This is a genomic window from Delftia sp. DLF01 (assembly GCF_014852125.1).
Classification (GTDB): Bacteria; Pseudomonadota; Gammaproteobacteria; order Burkholderiales; family Burkholderiaceae_C; genus Comamonas; species Comamonas acidovorans.
In genome coordinates this window covers 489,904-503,492 of the sequence record NZ_JACVAZ010000002.1, presented here as the reverse complement: position 1 = coordinate 503,492, position 13,589 = coordinate 489,904, and the positions used below count along the sequence as shown (strand labels likewise).

General features: G+C 66.3%; 16 protein-coding genes. 11 read left to right on the top strand and 5 right to left on the bottom strand.

Annotated features, from left to right (window positions below; all coding sequences use genetic code 11):
* Position 1: 1 nt before the first annotated feature.
* Positions 2 to 1,867 (bottom strand): glutathione-regulated potassium-efflux system protein KefC, encoded by a 1,866-nt coding sequence (kefC, locus tag IB269_RS10750; RefSeq protein ID WP_192367143.1) that lies wholly within the window; start codon positions 1,865 to 1,867, stop codon positions 2 to 4.
* A gap of 297 nt (positions 1,868 to 2,164) precedes the next feature.
* On the opposite strand from kefC, the gene IB269_RS10745 reads away from it, so the two are divergent.
* Both IB269_RS10745 and IB269_RS10740 read left to right on the top strand, forming a co-directional pair.
* Positions 2,165 to 2,794 (top strand): LysE family transporter, encoded by a 630-nt coding sequence (locus tag IB269_RS10745; RefSeq protein WP_012203595.1) that lies wholly within the window; start codon positions 2,165 to 2,167, stop codon positions 2,792 to 2,794.
* A 76-nt stretch (positions 2,795 to 2,870) separates the two neighbouring features.
* A complete protein-coding gene (locus IB269_RS10740) occupies positions 2,871 to 3,335 on the top strand; it encodes a MaoC family dehydratase (RefSeq protein ID WP_034390662.1) in 465 nt (154 codons plus the stop codon).
* A 153-nt stretch (positions 3,336 to 3,488) separates the two neighbouring features.
* Here IB269_RS10740 and IB269_RS10735 read toward each other — a convergent pair whose 3' ends face one another.
* From IB269_RS10735 to IB269_RS10725, 3 genes are all read right to left on the bottom strand, one after another.
* The gene (locus tag IB269_RS10735; protein WP_013803990.1) at positions 3,489 to 3,794 is read right to left on the bottom strand and encodes a DUF4148 domain-containing protein; all 306 of its coding nucleotides are present in this window, start codon (positions 3,792 to 3,794) and stop codon (positions 3,489 to 3,491) included.
* 183 nt (positions 3,795 to 3,977) lie between these two features.
* A complete protein-coding gene (gene trmL, locus IB269_RS10730; RefSeq protein ID WP_192367142.1) occupies positions 3,978 to 4,475 on the bottom strand; it encodes a tRNA (uridine(34)/cytosine(34)/5-carboxymethylaminomethyluridine(34)-2'-O)-methyltransferase TrmL in 498 nt (165 codons plus the stop codon).
* Positions 4,476 to 4,527: 52 nt separating this feature from the next.
* Complete coding sequence (locus IB269_RS10725; protein WP_013803988.1) at positions 4,528 to 5,262, bottom strand: ComF family protein; 735 nt, start codon at positions 5,260 to 5,262, stop codon at positions 4,528 to 4,530.
* 89 nt (positions 5,263 to 5,351) lie between these two features.
* Between IB269_RS10725 and IB269_RS10720 the strand changes: the two genes are divergently transcribed.
* The 7 genes from IB269_RS10720 (at position 5,352) to IB269_RS10695 (ending at position 11,743) form a co-directional block, all read left to right on the top strand.
* Positions 5,352 to 6,254, top strand: coding sequence for a biotin synthase (locus tag IB269_RS10720; protein WP_192367141.1), 903 nt, complete (start codon positions 5,352 to 5,354; stop codon positions 6,252 to 6,254).
* Between the two features lie 664 nt (positions 6,255 to 6,918).
* Positions 6,919 to 8,100: a cytochrome c oxidase subunit II gene (gene coxB, locus IB269_RS10715; RefSeq protein WP_013803986.1), complete on the top strand. Its 1,182-nt coding sequence runs from the start codon at positions 6,919 to 6,921 to the stop codon at positions 8,098 to 8,100.
* 35 nt (positions 8,101 to 8,135) lie between these two features.
* Positions 8,136 to 9,806, top strand: coding sequence for a cytochrome c oxidase subunit I (gene ctaD, locus IB269_RS10710; RefSeq protein ID WP_012203603.1), 1,671 nt, complete (start codon positions 8,136 to 8,138; stop codon positions 9,804 to 9,806).
* Positions 9,807 to 9,829: 23 nt separating this feature from the next.
* Positions 9,830 to 9,937 carry a cytochrome oxidase small assembly protein gene (locus IB269_RS29040; protein ID WP_012203604.1) on the top strand — a complete coding sequence of 36 codons (108 nt, stop codon included), beginning with the start codon at positions 9,830 to 9,832 and terminating at the stop codon, positions 9,935 to 9,937.
* A 24-nt stretch (positions 9,938 to 9,961) separates the two neighbouring features.
* Complete coding sequence (locus tag IB269_RS10705; protein ID WP_013803985.1) at positions 9,962 to 10,582, top strand: cytochrome c oxidase assembly protein; 621 nt, start codon at positions 9,962 to 9,964, stop codon at positions 10,580 to 10,582.
* Positions 10,579 to 10,791 (top strand): DUF2970 domain-containing protein, encoded by a 213-nt coding sequence (locus tag IB269_RS10700; RefSeq protein ID WP_013803984.1) that lies wholly within the window; start codon positions 10,579 to 10,581, stop codon positions 10,789 to 10,791. Before IB269_RS10705 ends, IB269_RS10700 begins: the two co-directional genes overlap by 4 nt.
* Positions 10,792 to 10,861: 70 nt before the next feature.
* Positions 10,862 to 11,743, top strand: coding sequence for a cytochrome c oxidase subunit 3 (locus tag IB269_RS10695; RefSeq protein ID WP_012203607.1), 882 nt, complete (start codon positions 10,862 to 10,864; stop codon positions 11,741 to 11,743).
* Between the two features lie 70 nt (positions 11,744 to 11,813).
* On the opposite strand, the gene IB269_RS10690 is transcribed toward IB269_RS10695, so the two are convergent.
* Positions 11,814 to 12,056, bottom strand: coding sequence for a twin transmembrane helix small protein (locus tag IB269_RS10690; protein WP_088166203.1), 243 nt, complete (start codon positions 12,054 to 12,056; stop codon positions 11,814 to 11,816).
* Between the two features lie 29 nt (positions 12,057 to 12,085).
* Between IB269_RS10690 and IB269_RS10685 the strand changes: the two genes are divergently transcribed.
* Positions 12,086 to 12,859 (top strand): SURF1 family protein, encoded by a 774-nt coding sequence (locus IB269_RS10685; RefSeq protein WP_192367140.1) that lies wholly within the window; start codon positions 12,086 to 12,088, stop codon positions 12,857 to 12,859.
* Entirely contained in the window at positions 12,846 to 13,535 is a 690-nt protein-coding gene (locus tag IB269_RS10680) for an SCO family protein (RefSeq protein WP_192367139.1), read from the top strand. The genes IB269_RS10685 and IB269_RS10680 overlap by 14 nt, the downstream gene beginning before the upstream one ends.
* Positions 13,536 to 13,589 lie beyond the last annotated feature (54 nt).

Below are 13,589 nucleotides of genomic sequence, written 5' to 3'. Positions count from 1 at the left end.
TTCAGGGGCCGGGCGGCGCCTGGTCCTTCTCCTGCTGCGCCTGGGCCTCCTGCCGCTCCTTGGCCATCTGCTCGACCAGCTGCTGGCGGCCCTGCTTGGCCACGGCAATGAGCTGGGCCTGGTCCTTGTGGTGGGGGTACATGCGCTCGATCAGCTCCAGGTTGTGCTCCCGAAAGCGCGTGGTGGTGCGCTGGGCCTCGGCAGGGCTGTGGCCCGCAAGTTCCAGCACGGTGCGCGCCGAGACCAGGCTGGACTCGAAGACTTCGCGCTCGACATGGTGCACGCCCAGGTCGCGCAACTGGTACCAGTGGGCCATGTCGCGCGCGCGGGCCACGATCTCCAGGTGCGGAAAGCGCTTGCGCACGCGGGCGGCGATCTTCAGCGATTGCTCGGAAGAGTCCACCGCGATGACCAGCACCCGCGCCTTGTCCGCGCCGGCAATGCGCAGCAGGTCCATGCGCGTGGCATCGCCGAAGAACACGCGGTAGCCGAAGGTGTGGGCCACTTCCAGCATCTCCACGCTGTGGTCGAGGATGGTGGCCGGCACGCCCTGGGTCAGCAGCACGCGTGCCACGATCTGGCCGTAGCGGCCAAAGCCCGCAATGATGATTTGAGCGTCCTGCGGCTCCGATATTTCATGGGGCCTGGCAGTCTGGCCCGCGCCGTCGACCTGGCAATCCTTCATGTCGGCAAAGCGCTTGAGCAGCAGCTTGTCCATCAGCACCAGCACCAGCGGGCCGATCAGCATGGACAGGGCCACGGCGGCCACCAGCATGGACGAGATGCTGTGGTGGAACACCTTGTACTGCGCCGCCGTCTGGAACACCACGAAGGCGAACTCCCCGCCCTGGGCCAGCAGCAGGGCGAACACCGGGCGCTCGCGCCAGGGCAGCTTCAGCACGCGGGCCAGGGTGTAGAGCACGGCGCCCTTGAGCGCCAGAAAGCCCAGCACCATGGCGGCCATGGCCCAGGGCGCGCGCAGCAGCACGCCGAAGTCGATGCTCATGCCCACGGCCATGAAGAACAGGCCCAGCAGCAGGCCCTTGAAGGGCTCGATGTTGGTCTCCAGCTCGCTGCGGTACTCGCTGTCGGCCAGCAGCACGCCGGCCAGGAAGGCGCCCAGCGCCATGGACAGGCCCACCTGCACCATCAGCATGGCAATGCCCACCACCAGCAGCAGCGAGGTGGCCGTGAAGATCTCGGGCGTGCGGCTGCGTGCGATCCAGCGCAGCAGGGGGCGCAGCAGCAGGCGGCCGCCCACCACCACGGCGGCGATGGTGCCCACGGTCTTGAGCACCTGCAGCCACAGGTGGCTGTCGGTGTGCGTGGCATTGGCGGCCTTGACCGCGCCCAGGATGGGGATCAGCGCCAGGATGGGAATGGCGGCCACGTCCTGGAACAGCAGGATGGAGAAGCCGGCCTGGCCGCTGGGCGTGCGCATGAGGTTGCGCTCGGCCATGACCTGCAGGCAGATGGCCGTGGACGACAGGGCCAGGCCCATGCCCGCGATCAGGCTCACGCGCCAGGAAAAGCCGAAGGCCCAGGCCGCCAGGAACAGCACGCCCGTGCAGGCCAGCATCTGCGCCAGCCCCCATCCCAGGATGGGCCGGCGCAGCTCCCACAGGCGGCTGGGCTGCAGCTCCAGCCCGATCACGAAGAGCATCAGCACCACGCCGAACTCGGCGAAATGAAGAATGTCATCCACATTGCTGACAAGCGACAGTCCCCAGGGGCCCATGGCAATCCCGGCACCCAGGTAGCCAATGATGGCGCCCAGGCCCAGGGCACGCGCAATGGGCACGGCCAGCACGGCGGCGGTGAGATAGAGAAAGCCGTAGGTCAGCCAGATGGGGGCGCTGTGTTCCATGGGAGCTTGGGATCTTGGAGTTGGTGTTTACCCTGGGGCAATTGATTGTGTCACTCTCACAGCCGGGTCAGCTTTCTGACAGGGTTAAAAATGCCCCCCACGCTCCCCTTGCTGCGCAAGGTCCGCTGCCCCTGGCCGGGCGCCCCCCGAGGGGGCCGTTTTCATCTTGGGGCGGCCCGGCGATGAAAAATGCCACCGAATGCTTCATCGCCCCATCCGGCTTTGCCGCGGCAGTGCACCACATCGGCTGCACAGTTTTAAGATGCCGGCCTGCTCCGTATTTTTAAGGTGTTTGGCATGGATTGGCATACTTGGATCGCCTACTTTGTGGCCTGCTGGATCATTGCGGTCTCCCCGGGCTCGGGCGCCGTGCTGTCCATGAGCCATGGCCTGTCGTATGGCGTGCGCAAGAGCAGCGCCACCATCTTCGGGCTGCAGCTGGGGCTGCTGACCATCTTGCTGATCGCCGGTGCGGGCGTGGGCTCGCTGCTGCTGGCCTCCGAATGGGCGTTCAACGCCGTGAAGATCGTCGGCGCCTGTTATCTGATCTACCTGGGCATCAGCCAATGGCGCTCGGGTGCCGCGCCCCTTGCCACCCAGGAATCCATGCCCGAGCTCAGTGTGCGCCGCCGCGTGCTCACGGGCTTCCTGACCAACGCCACCAATCCCAAGGGCATCATCTTCATGGTGGCCGTGCTGCCCCAGTTCATGACCACCAGCCGCCCGCTGTGGCTGCAACTGCTGATCCTGGCCGCCACCATGCTGGCCGTGGACACCATGGTCATGCACGGCTATGCGGCCAGCGCCAGCGCCCTGCGCGGCTTCATGCGCAGCGCGCGTGCGGTGCGCAGCCAGAACCGGGTCTTTGGCGCACTGCTGATGGCCGTGGGCACAGGCCTGTTCTTTGTTCAGCGCGCGTCCAGGTGACATCCACCCTGGACTAACCCTAGCCTGTCGCGCGCCCGACATGGAGCGCGCGGCACCGGCCCCTACCATTTGGGGCATGAAAACCTTCCATTCCTATTCCGAAGTGCGTGCCTGCGTGGGGCAGGAAGTCGCCGTCAGCGACTGGATCACCATCACCCAGCAGCAGGTGCAGCTGTTCGCCGATGCCACGGGCGACCAGCAATGGATCCATGTGGACCCCGAGCGCGCGTCCAAGGGCCCCTTCGGCGCGCCGATTGCGCACGGCTTTCTGACGCTGTCGCTGATCCCCCAGTTTTTCCAGAACTGCTTTCACATCGAAGGCGCGCAAATGGGCGTGAACTACGGCCTCAACCGCGTGCGCTTCACCTCTCCCGTGCCCGTGGGCAGCCGCCTGCGCGCGCGCCTGACGCTGCAGGCTGCCGAGCCCATCGAACCCGGTGGCCTGCAGATGACCTGGCTGGTGACCGTGGAGCGCGAAGGCGCCGACAAGCCCGCCTGCGTGGCCGAGTCCGTGGCCCGCAACTACGGCGCCAAGGCTTGAACGAAAACTGACCCCCACGCTACCCTTGCTACGCAAGGTCCGCTGCCCCCCAAGGGGGCGCTTTTCATCTTGGGGCGGCCCGGCGATGAAAAAAGCCCGCAGGGGGCACCTGCGGGCTGGCTGCGTGGTGGCAGCGGTTGCGGGGGCTGAGGCTCAGGCACCGAAGTTCAGCTGGCCCGAACGCTCGGCGGCGGCGGCTTCGCGGCGCACTTCATCGCGGCTCACTGTGGCGGTGGCAGTGTTCTGGATGGGCAGGTAGCCTTCGGCGACGGAGGGCATGGTGCCATTGGCCTGGGCGGCCTTGAGGTCGGCCATGACCTGGGCACGTGTCAGCGTGCTTTGGGTCTTCACTTCGGGCGGGTAGCTGCTGTTGTCGGCGTAGTCGAAGCCGGCAGCCTGGGCGGCGATGGCGGAGATGGAGAGGGCAGCCAGGACGGCAAAACGGCGGGTGTTCTTCATGATTCAAGTCCTTTGTTTTGTTTCTGGGACAGGGCGTTCTTTGCGGAAATCGCTTGGTAACGTAGAGCCCATGACTCAAATGTAGGACGGCTTGGAATCGGGAAAAACCCTTGGATTGGCAATGCGCTTTTTCAGCTGTTGAAACAATCGGCCGGGAACTTTCCGCCCGATCCGACCGATCGCTCAGGCCGCGCCGGCTGCTCCCTCGGCCAGGGCAGCGCCCACGAATTGCTGCTGGCGCCAGGCTTCGAACACGGTCACGGCCACGGCATTGGACAGGTTCAGGCTGCGCTGCTGCGGCAGCATGGGCAGGCGCAGGCGCTGCTGCGGCGGGAACTGCTCGCGCACCTCGGCGGGCAGGCCCTTGCTTTCGGCGCCGAACACCAGCCAGTCGCCAGGCTGGAAACCGATGGCGTGGGCGGGGCTGCTGCTGTGCGTGGTCATGGCGAACATGCGCTGGCGGTCCGGCTGGCAGTCCTGCAGGAAGGCCTGCCAGTCGGCATGGCGGCGCACGGGCGCGTACTCGTGGTAGTCGAGGCCGGCGCGGCGCATCAGGCGGTCTTCCATGGAAAAGCCCAGCGGCTCGATCAGGTGCAGGCTGCAGCCGGTGTTGGCGGCCAGACGGATCACATTGCCGGTATTGGGCGGGATCTCCGGCGCGACGAGAACGATATGGAACATGGCCCGTATTGTCTCGCGGCGGCCTATGCCCCCGGGCCTCGAACCCCCACGATCAGGGAGTGCGCGCCAGCACCAGGGCGCTGACCTCGGCCGCGCCTGCACGCCGCAGGCAGGTGGCCAGCGCATGCAGGCTGGCACCCGTGGTCATCACATCGTCGATCAGCAGGACCTTGCGGCCGCGCACATGGGGCAGTTGCGCAGGCGGCACCGCGAAGACCCCGCGCAGCTGGCGCAGGCGCAGGGCGCGCGGCAGGTCATGCTGGGCCTGTGCCGTGTGGGCGCGCTGCACCGCCTGGTGCCGCAGCTTGCCGCGGGTGGATGGGCCGGACAGCGCACGGGCCAGCACCAGGGCCTGGTGAAAGCCGCGTTCGCGCAGGCGCTGGGCAGACAGGGGCATGGGCAGCAGCAGATCGCATTGCTCCAGCTGCTCGCGCGCCCCGTGCTGCTCCAGCAGCAGGGCGGCCAGGCTGCGTGCCAGGCCGGTGTCTCCCCGGAATTTGAAGTCGCCGATCACCGTGTGCCAGGGATAGGCGTAGTCCAGCGCGGCAAGGCAGTGCGTCAGTGGCGGGGGCTTGACCAGGCAGGCGCCGCAGACCTGCTGGCCGCCGCTGGCGCCGTGCCCCGCTGGCAGCGGCATGGCACAAAGCCCGCAGCGCGGCAGCGGCCTGGCCCAGCGCAAGCGGCAGTCCTGGCACAGGCGCTGCGCCGGCCAGCGGCGGCAGACGGCGCACTGGCTGGGCAGGCCGGCATGCCAGTGCGAAAGCCATGACGCAGGCAGGTTGGGCATGGAGTCAATATACTCGCGCCGCGTCCGCCACCCCTTTGCTCCGGGGCCGGGCGCCTGTCTTTCGAGGAGCCCGGATTCCCCGCCCAGCCATGTCCCACGAATTGCCCCCCACCATCGATCCGGCCGCCGCATTGCGCTGGCAGCAGGCCGCGCCTGCGGCCTCGCCGTGGCTGCATGAGGAGGTGGCGCGCCGCATGCAGGAGCGGCTGGACTGGATCGTCAAGCCGCCCCAGCGCTGGTGCCACTGGCAGCCCGTGCGCGGCGGCCTGCAGGCCCATGCGCTGCTGCGCCAGCGCTATGCGCAGTCCGAATGCCTGGTCTATGAAGCCTCGCCGCTGCATGAGGCCGCCGCCCGCGAGCAGCTGGGCGCGCGCTGGTGGCAGCCCGCGCGCTGGACCGGGGGCACCACGCGCTTCGGCGAACCCGAGCCTGCCGGCGTGGACATGCTGTGGGCCAACATGGCCCTGCACCAGCAGGCCGACCCGCAGGCGCTGATCACGCGCTGGCACCAGGCGCTATCCGTGGACGGCTATGTGATGTTCTCCTGCCTGGGGCCCGATACGCTGCGCGAGCTGCACGCCATCTACGCCCAGCTCGGCTGGCCGCCCGCCGGCCAGGCCTTCACCGACATGCATGACTGGGGCGACATGCTGGTGCACGCAGGCTTCAGCGAGCCGGTGATGGACATGGAGCACATCACGCTGACCTTTGCCACACCCGAGCGGCTGCTGCAGGAGCTGCGCGAGCTGGGCCGCAACTTCCATCCGCAGCGCTTTGCCGCGCTGCGCGGCCGACGCTGGCAGCAGCGCCTGCACGATGCCCTGCGCGAGCGCCTGGCCGGCCCCGACGGGCAGCTGGCGCTGACCTTCGAGATCGTCTACGGCCACGCCTACAAGCCGCAGCCGCGCGTGCGCCTGGAGTCCAGCAGCGCCGTATCGCTGGAGGAGATGCGCAGCATGCTGCGCCAGCCGCGCAACACGGGTTTGCGATAGCCCCAATGTCGCTTTCCGGTCATTGATCGAAAACAAAAACGTCTACACTTTTCCCGAGCTGACAGAGACAACAGCTTTTCCCTGGGCTCGCTTTCCCGGGCCGGGAAAAGACCAGCGGTCCGCAGGCCGAAAGGGGAGACGATTTGGTGTTTCGTTTTGCCACGGGAACGAGAACGGGCCGACCCATCCAGGAGCGGCCTGCCCACGAGTTTGATCATCACCGGCTGCAGCAGTGCCTGTTCCTCTGGGAGCGGGCACTGGTCTTTCTGTCCCTGCTGTCCCCTCTTCTGTGTCGCATGCCGGGCCGCATGCGCCCCCTTTTCCAATCCGCTCCCGGCCCCCATGGCACACATGCCCTGAATGGCCGGCGTGCGCGCATTCTTCCGTCCACCTTGCTGCTGTCCTCCGAATTCATGCGCCTGCAGGCGCAGGCGGGGATGGCTGTACGCCCGAATCCTGGTCCCACGTCCGAGCTGCCGTTGATGCCGGCTGGCACGCTATTGGTGATTGCGCGCAGGCACATCTGCGGCGCTTTCATGCATGCTCGGACAGTTGAGGCCGGGAGTTGCCCTTTGGGCAGGCGTTGAACGGTCTGGCTGCGCGGCCCCCACGCTGGCGCAGCGGAGCGAGTGGATAACCCGAGGCTTAGATGTAAGTGAAAACTATGAAAAGCATTTCCACCAAGCTGGTTCTCTGGGGCTTGATGAGTGTGGCAGGGGGAGGCTCCCTTGCGCATGCGACGACAGATCTGCCAGGCGGCCCGGCCGTCAATCAGCTCAACCTTCATCCGGCGGTCACGCGCATCGCGCATGAGCAGCATTACCTGCACTGGATGATGCTGATCATCTGCACGGTGATCTTCATCGGCGTGTTCGCCGTGATGTTCTATTCGATCTGGAAGCACCGCAAATCGCGCGGTGCCAAGGCGGCGAACTTCCACGAATCGGCCACGGTCGAGGTGGTATGGACCATCGTGCCCTTCATCATCGTCGTGCTCATGGCGCTGCCGGCCACCAAGGTGCTGGTGGCGCAGAAGGACACCACCAACGCCGATGTCACCATCAAGGCCACGGGCTACCAGTGGAAATGGGGCTACGACTACATCAACGGCGAAGGCGAGGGCCTGAGCTTCATCTCCACGCTGGACAGCAGCCACCGCGCGCTGTCCGACAGCGGCGATGTCTCCAAGGCACCCAACGACTACCTGCTCAAGGTGGACAACCCGCTGGTCGTGCCCGTGGACCGCAAGGTGCGCATCATCACCACGGCCAATGACGTGATCCACTCCTTCATGGTGCCTTCCTTCGGCATCAAGCAGGATGCGATCCCGGGCTTTGTGCGCGACACCTGGTTCCGTGCCGAAAAGACCGGCGACTACTACGGCCAGTGTGCCGAGCTGTGCGGCAAGGAGCATGCCTACATGCCCATCCACGTGAAGGTGCTGTCGAGCGACGGCTACAAGGCCTGGGTAGACGAGCAAAAGAAGATCGCCGCCGCCAAGAAGGACGACCCCAGCAAGGTCTGGAGCCTGCCCGACCTGATGGCACGCGGCGAGAAGGTCTATGCCGCCAACTGCGCGGCCTGCCACCAGGCCAACGGCAAGGGCGCCGGTCCCATCAAGCCGCTGGACGGCAGTCCCATCGTCCTGGGTCCCACGGCCGAGATGATGCATGTGGTGCTGGAAGGCCGTGCCAACGGCGCCATGCCCGCCTGGAAACAGCTGAGCGATACCGAGCTGGCCGCCGTGGTCACCTTTGCCAAGAACCACTGGTCCAACAAGACCGGCCAGCTGGTGCAGCCGGCCGAGTTCGTGGCCGCCCGCACCGGCAAGTTCCCCGGCCAGTGAGCCCGCAAGACAGATGAGCGATTGGAGATAACAGCATGAGCGCCGTACTTCCCCCCATCCACAGCCCTGCGGGCGAGGGCCACGAACATGCGCATGAGCACGAGCATGGACACGGGCATGACGACCATCACCACCACGCCACGCCCACGGGCTGGCGCCGCTGGATGTTCGCCACCAACCACAAGGACATCGGCACGCTGTACCTGCTGTTCTCGTTCACCATGCTGATGGTGGGCGGGGTGCTGGCGCTGCTGATCCGCGCCGAGCTGTTCCAGCCCGGGCTGCAGATCGTCAACCCCGAGCTGTTCAACCAGCTGACCACCATGCACGGCCTGATCATGGTGTTCGGCGCCATCATGCCGGCCTTCGTGGGCTTTGCGAACTGGATGCTGCCGCTGCAGATCGGCGCCTCCGACATGGCCTTCGCGCGCATGAACAACTTCAGCTTCTGGCTGCTGATCCCGGCCGGCCTGATGCTGGTGGGCTCGTTCTTCATGCCCGGCGGCGCCCCCGCCGCAGGCTGGACGCTGTATGCGCCGCTGACGCTGCAGATGGGCCCGTCCATGGACACCTCCATCCTGGCCATGCACATCATGGGCGCCAGCTCCATCATGGGCGCCATCAACATCATCGTCACCGTGCTCAACATGCGCGCGCCCGGCATGACGCTGATGAAGATGCCCATGTTCGCCTGGACCTGGCTGATCACGGCCTACCTGCTGATCGCCGTCATGCCCGTGCTGGCCGGCGCCATCACCATGACGCTGACGGACCGCCATTTCGGCACCAGCTTCTTCAACCCCGCAGGCGGCGGCGACCCGGTGATGTACCAGCACATCTTCTGGTTCTTCGGCCACCCCGAGGTCTACATCATGATCTTGCCGGCCTTCGGCATCATCAGCCAGATCGTGCCGGCCTTCAGCCGCAAGAAGCTGTTCGGCTATGCCTCCATGGTGTATGCGACCTCGTCCATCGCCATCCTGTCCTTCATCGTGTGGGCGCACCACATGTTCACGACCGGCATGCCCGTCACGGGCCAGCTGTTCTTCATGTACGCCACCATGCTGATCTCGGTGCCCACGGCCGTGAAGATCTTCAACTGGGTGGCCACCATGTGGCGCGGCTCCATGACCTTCGAGACGCCCATGCTGTTCTCGGTGGGCTTCATCTTCGTGTTCACCATGGGCGGCTTCACGGGCCTGATCCTGTCGATGGCGCCCATCGACATCCAGCTGCAGGACACCTACTACGTGGTGGCCCACTTCCACTACGTGCTGGTGGCCGGATCGCTGTTCTCCATGTTCGCGGCCTACTACTACTGGGCACCCAAGTGGACCGGCGTGATGTATTCGGAGACGCGCGGCCAGATCCACTTCTGGGGCTCGCTGATCTTCTTCAACGTCACCTTCTTCCCCATGCACTTCCTGGGCCTGGCCGGCATGCCGCGCCGCTATGCCGACTATCCCATGCAGTTCGCCGACTTCAACATGGTGGCCTCGCTGGGCGCGCTGGGCTTTGGCCTGATGCAGGTGTATTTCTTCCTCTTCGTCGTCGTGCCCGCCATGCGCGGCAAGGGCGAGAAGGCGCCGCAAAAGCCCTGGGAGGCCGCCGAGGGCCTGGAGTGGGAAGTGCCCTCGCCGGCGCCGTTCCATACCTTCGAGACGCCGCCCAAGCTCGATGCCACCGCCACCCGCATCATCGGTTGATGCAAGCCCCAAGGGAGATGCACATGGACGCACAGCAACGAAAAGCCAACCTGCGGCTGGCGCTGATCCTGGTATCGGTGGCGCTGGTCTTTCTGGCCGGCTTCGTGATCAAGATCACCGTGCTCCATTGAGGGCAGGCAACAGGAGGGACGTCCGTGAGCGTGCGCAGTGAAAACGCGAAGATGGTGGGCAAGCTGGCCGTGGTGGCGCTGGGCATGTTTGCCTTCGGCTACGTGCTGATTCCCATCTACAAGCACATCTGCGAGCTCACGGGCATCAACATCCTGTCGCTGTCCGAGCGCCAGGTGCCGGGCAACGGCACGGCCGGGCGCGATGTGAAGCTGCCCGCCAACTCGCAGGTGGACAAGAGCCGCACCATCACCGTGGAGTTCGACGCCAATGCGCGCGGGCCCTGGGACTTCAAGCCGGCGCAGCGCTCCATCCAGGTCCATCCGGGCGAGCTGGCCACGGTCATGTACGAGTTCCAGAATGTGCAGGACCGCCGCATGGCGGCCCAGGCGATACCGAGCTATGCGCCGCGCCAGGCGGCCGCGCATTTCAACAAGCTGGAGTGCTTTTGCTTTTCGCAGTACACGCTGGAGCCCGGAGAAAAGCGCGAATGGCCGGTGGCCTTCGTGATCGATCCGCGCATCTCCAAGGATGTGACCACGATCACGCTGTCCTATACCTTCTTCGAGGTGGGCGGCAGGACGCCGGCCGCACCCACGGGCGAGGCGCCGGTGGCGGCAGGGCCGAAGCAGGAGCCCGCCTCATGAATGCGCCGCAGCCACGGGAGCCGCGCCGCCCGCCCAGCGTGTGGCGCACGGTGCGCGCCGTGGCCTGGTCGCTCTTCGGCGTGCGCAGGGGAAGCGAGTACCAGCAGGACGGGGAGCGCATCACGCCGCTGCATGTGATTGCGGTGGGGCTGGCGGCCATCTTCGTGCTGGTGCTGGGATTGATCGCGCTGGTCAAGCTCGTGGTCTGAGCGGCGCGGCCATCGGGGACAGAGAGTGATAGACGGGAAACCGAGAACCAAGAATTTCAGGAGCTGAGCAATGAGTGCAACCACCCACGGCAAAACGCCTTACTACTACGTGCCGGCCGAGTCCAGCCACCCCGTCATGGCGGCGGCGGGGCTGTTCTTCGTGATCCTGGGCGCGGGCAACTGGATCAATGGGCATGAATGGGGCATGTACAGCCTGGGCCTTGGCCTGGTCTGGTGGCTGGCCGTGCTCTTTTTCTGGTTCCGGGAAGCCGCGCATGAAAGCGAGTCGGGCAAGTACGGGCGCAAGATCGACCTGTCCTTCCGCTGGAGCATGAGCTGGTTCATCTTCTCCGAGGTGATGTTCTTCGGCGCCTTCTTCACCGCCCTGTGGTGGGCGCGCTCGCATTCGGTGCCCGCGCTGGGCAGCCTGGACAACGCCTTGCTCTGGCCCGACTTCAAGGCCGTCTGGCCCAGCATGGCAGCGGGCGCCACGGCCTCGCCGGCCAACAGCGTCGAGCCCTTCCAGACCGTGGGCCCGTTCTGGCTGCCCACCATCAACACGGCGCTGCTGCTGACCTCGGGCGTGACGCTGACCATCGCACACCATGCGCTGCAGGCCGGCCACCGCGCCCGCACCATCGCCTTCATGTGGATGACGGTGGTCCTGGGCTTCGTCTTCCTGTGCGTGCAGGGCTACGAGTACTACCACCTGTACACCGAGCTGAACCTCAAGCTGTCCTCGGGCGTGTTCGGCTCGACCTTCTTCCTGCTCACAGGATTCCACGGCTTCCACGTCTTCGTGGGCATGCTGATGCTGTTCTTCATCACCATGCGCCTGCATGCCGGGCACTTCACGTCCGAGCGGCATTTCGGCTTCGAGGGCGCGGCCTGGTACTGGCACTTCGTGGACGTGGTCTGGCTGTTCCTCTACGTCCTTGTGTACTGGATGTGAGGGTCTGCCCGCCCCATGCAAAAAGAAGCGCCAGGGCGCTTCTTTTTGTTTGCGGGGACAGGGGGCTTGTCTATTGCCCGGCGGTCCAGCCGGTGGGATGGATGTAGCCCAGCTTGGCCGCCAGCAGCACGCACAGGAACAGCGCGATGGACAGGCCCACGCGCAGCGCCAGTGCACGGAACATGGCGCGGCTGCGGCGCCTGTCGTCGCCCGCACCCTCCTGGTCTTCGGGATTGCGGCGCATCATGAAGAACAAGGCGCTGCCCAGACTGGCGACAATGGCCAGCAGGGCGAGAACGATCACGAATTTCATGGGTGGATTATCCGGTGCGTGTTTCCAGAATGCCAGACCGCTGGCGGTTTGTACTGATCACCTTGGCCGCGCTGATCGGCGTGGCCATCACACTGTCCCTGGGCCGCTGGCAACTGCAGCGCGCGGCCTACAAGCAGCAATTGTTCGATGCCGTGCAGCGCCAGCAGGGCCTGCCGCCGTTGGACAACGCGCAGCTGGCGCCCATGCAACCCGGTGCTGCCCTGAACACCGAGGCGGCGCCCTGGCTGCACCGGCCCGTGCGACTGCAGGGTCACTGGATTGCCGGGCAATCGCTGTACCTGGACAACCGCCAGATGCAGGGCCAGCCGGGCTTCTTTGTGCTGACGCCGCTGCGGCTGGCCGCACCGCATGAGGATGTGGTGATTACCGTGCAGCGCGGCTGGGTGCCGCGCAACTTTATGGACCGCACGGCCTTGCCCGAGGTGCAGACGCCCGAAGGCCTGGTGACCGTTGAGGGGCGCATGGAGGCCGCGCCGTCCCGGCTCTACGAATTCGGCCGTGCAGGGGCAGACCCTGATGGGCAAAAGTCGCGCATCCGACAGAATGTGGACATTGCCGAATGGGCCGTGGCCTCCGGGCTGCCGCTGCGCGAATGGAGCCTGCTGCAGACCGGCGAAGCCAGCGAAGGCCTGCGGCGCGACTGGCCCGTTGTGACGGCCGGTGTCGAGAAACACCATGGCTATGCGTTCCAATGGTTTGGACTTGCGGCCCTGATCACGCTTTTGTATGTCTGGTTCCAAATCGTCCGACGCTTTGTCCGCCCGCGCCATGCCCGCTCCTGAGACTCCCCTGGAGATGACTGTCCATGGCCTGCCACCCTTGCAGCCGGGCCTTGCCGGCGCGCAACGCACGCGCAGCGGCCGCTGGAAGATGCTGGCCGTGTTCGCGGTCTGCGCCGCGCCCGTGGTGGCCTCCTATTTCACCTACTACGTGCTGCGGCCTGGCCAGCAGCGCAGCTTTGGCGAGCTGATCGCGGCCCAGCCGGCCCTGCCTTCGGCCACGGCCACCACGCTGGACGGCGCGCCGCTGCCGCTGCAATCGCTCAAGGGCCAGTGGCTGCTTCTCAGCGTGGCGGGCGGTGCCTGCGGCAGCGCCTGCGAAAGCCATCTCTATCTGCAGCGCCAGCTGCGCGAGACACTGGGCCGCGAAAAGGACCGGCTGGACCGGGTCTGGCTCATCTCCGACGACGCACCCGTGCCCGCCCACCTGCGCCCTGCGCTGAGCCAGGCCACGGTGCTGCGCGTGCCTGAGGCCGTGCTGCGCGGCTGGCTGCAGCCCGCGCCCGGCCATGCGCTGCAGGACCACCTGTACGTGGTGGACCCGCAGGGCCACTGGATGATGCGCATGCCCGCAGGCCTGGGCATGGCCGATGCCGGCAAGGCCAAGCGCGACCTGGACCGGCTGCTGCGTGCATCGGCCTCCTGGGACACGGCAGGGCGTCCGGGCGACGGCGAGTAAGGCTGGCCAGTAGGCTTTAGTACGCCCCGGTAGACCCCGGTAGGCCGGCAGGCA

Bases quoted from the DNA above. Each gene is read 5' to 3' on its own strand.
- kefC (WP_192367143.1), bottom strand. From the start codon at position 1,867: ATGGAACACAGCGCCCCCATCTGGCTGACCTACGGCTTTCTCTATCTC.
- IB269_RS10745 (WP_012203595.1), top strand. From the start codon at position 2,165: ATGGATTGGCATACTTGGATCGCCTACTTTGTGGCCTGCTGGATCATT.
- IB269_RS10740 (WP_034390662.1), top strand. From the start codon at position 2,871: ATGAAAACCTTCCATTCCTATTCCGAAGTGCGTGCCTGCGTGGGGCAG.
- IB269_RS10735 (WP_013803990.1), bottom strand. From the start codon at position 3,794: ATGAAGAACACCCGCCGTTTTGCCGTCCTGGCTGCCCTCTCCATCTCC.
- trmL (WP_192367142.1), bottom strand. From the start codon at position 4,475: ATGTTCCATATCGTTCTCGTCGCGCCGGAGATCCCGCCCAATACCGGC.
- IB269_RS10725 (WP_013803988.1), bottom strand. From the start codon at position 5,262: ATGCCCAACCTGCCTGCGTCATGGCTTTCGCACTGGCATGCCGGCCTG.
- IB269_RS10720 (WP_192367141.1), top strand. From the start codon at position 5,352: ATGTCCCACGAATTGCCCCCCACCATCGATCCGGCCGCCGCATTGCGC.
- coxB (WP_013803986.1), top strand. From the start codon at position 6,919: ATGAAAAGCATTTCCACCAAGCTGGTTCTCTGGGGCTTGATGAGTGTG.
- ctaD (WP_012203603.1), top strand. From the start codon at position 8,136: ATGAGCGCCGTACTTCCCCCCATCCACAGCCCTGCGGGCGAGGGCCAC.
- IB269_RS29040 (WP_012203604.1), top strand. From the start codon at position 9,830: ATGGACGCACAGCAACGAAAAGCCAACCTGCGGCTGGCGCTGATCCTG.
- IB269_RS10700 (WP_013803984.1), top strand. From the start codon at position 10,579: ATGAATGCGCCGCAGCCACGGGAGCCGCGCCGCCCGCCCAGCGTGTGG.
- IB269_RS10695 (WP_012203607.1), top strand. From the start codon at position 10,862: ATGAGTGCAACCACCCACGGCAAAACGCCTTACTACTACGTGCCGGCC.
- IB269_RS10690 (WP_088166203.1), bottom strand. From the start codon at position 12,056: ATGAAATTCGTGATCGTTCTCGCCCTGCTGGCCATTGTCGCCAGTCTG.
- IB269_RS10685 (WP_192367140.1), top strand. From the start codon at position 12,086: ATGCCAGACCGCTGGCGGTTTGTACTGATCACCTTGGCCGCGCTGATC.
- IB269_RS10680 (WP_192367139.1), top strand. From the start codon at position 12,846: ATGCCCGCTCCTGAGACTCCCCTGGAGATGACTGTCCATGGCCTGCCA.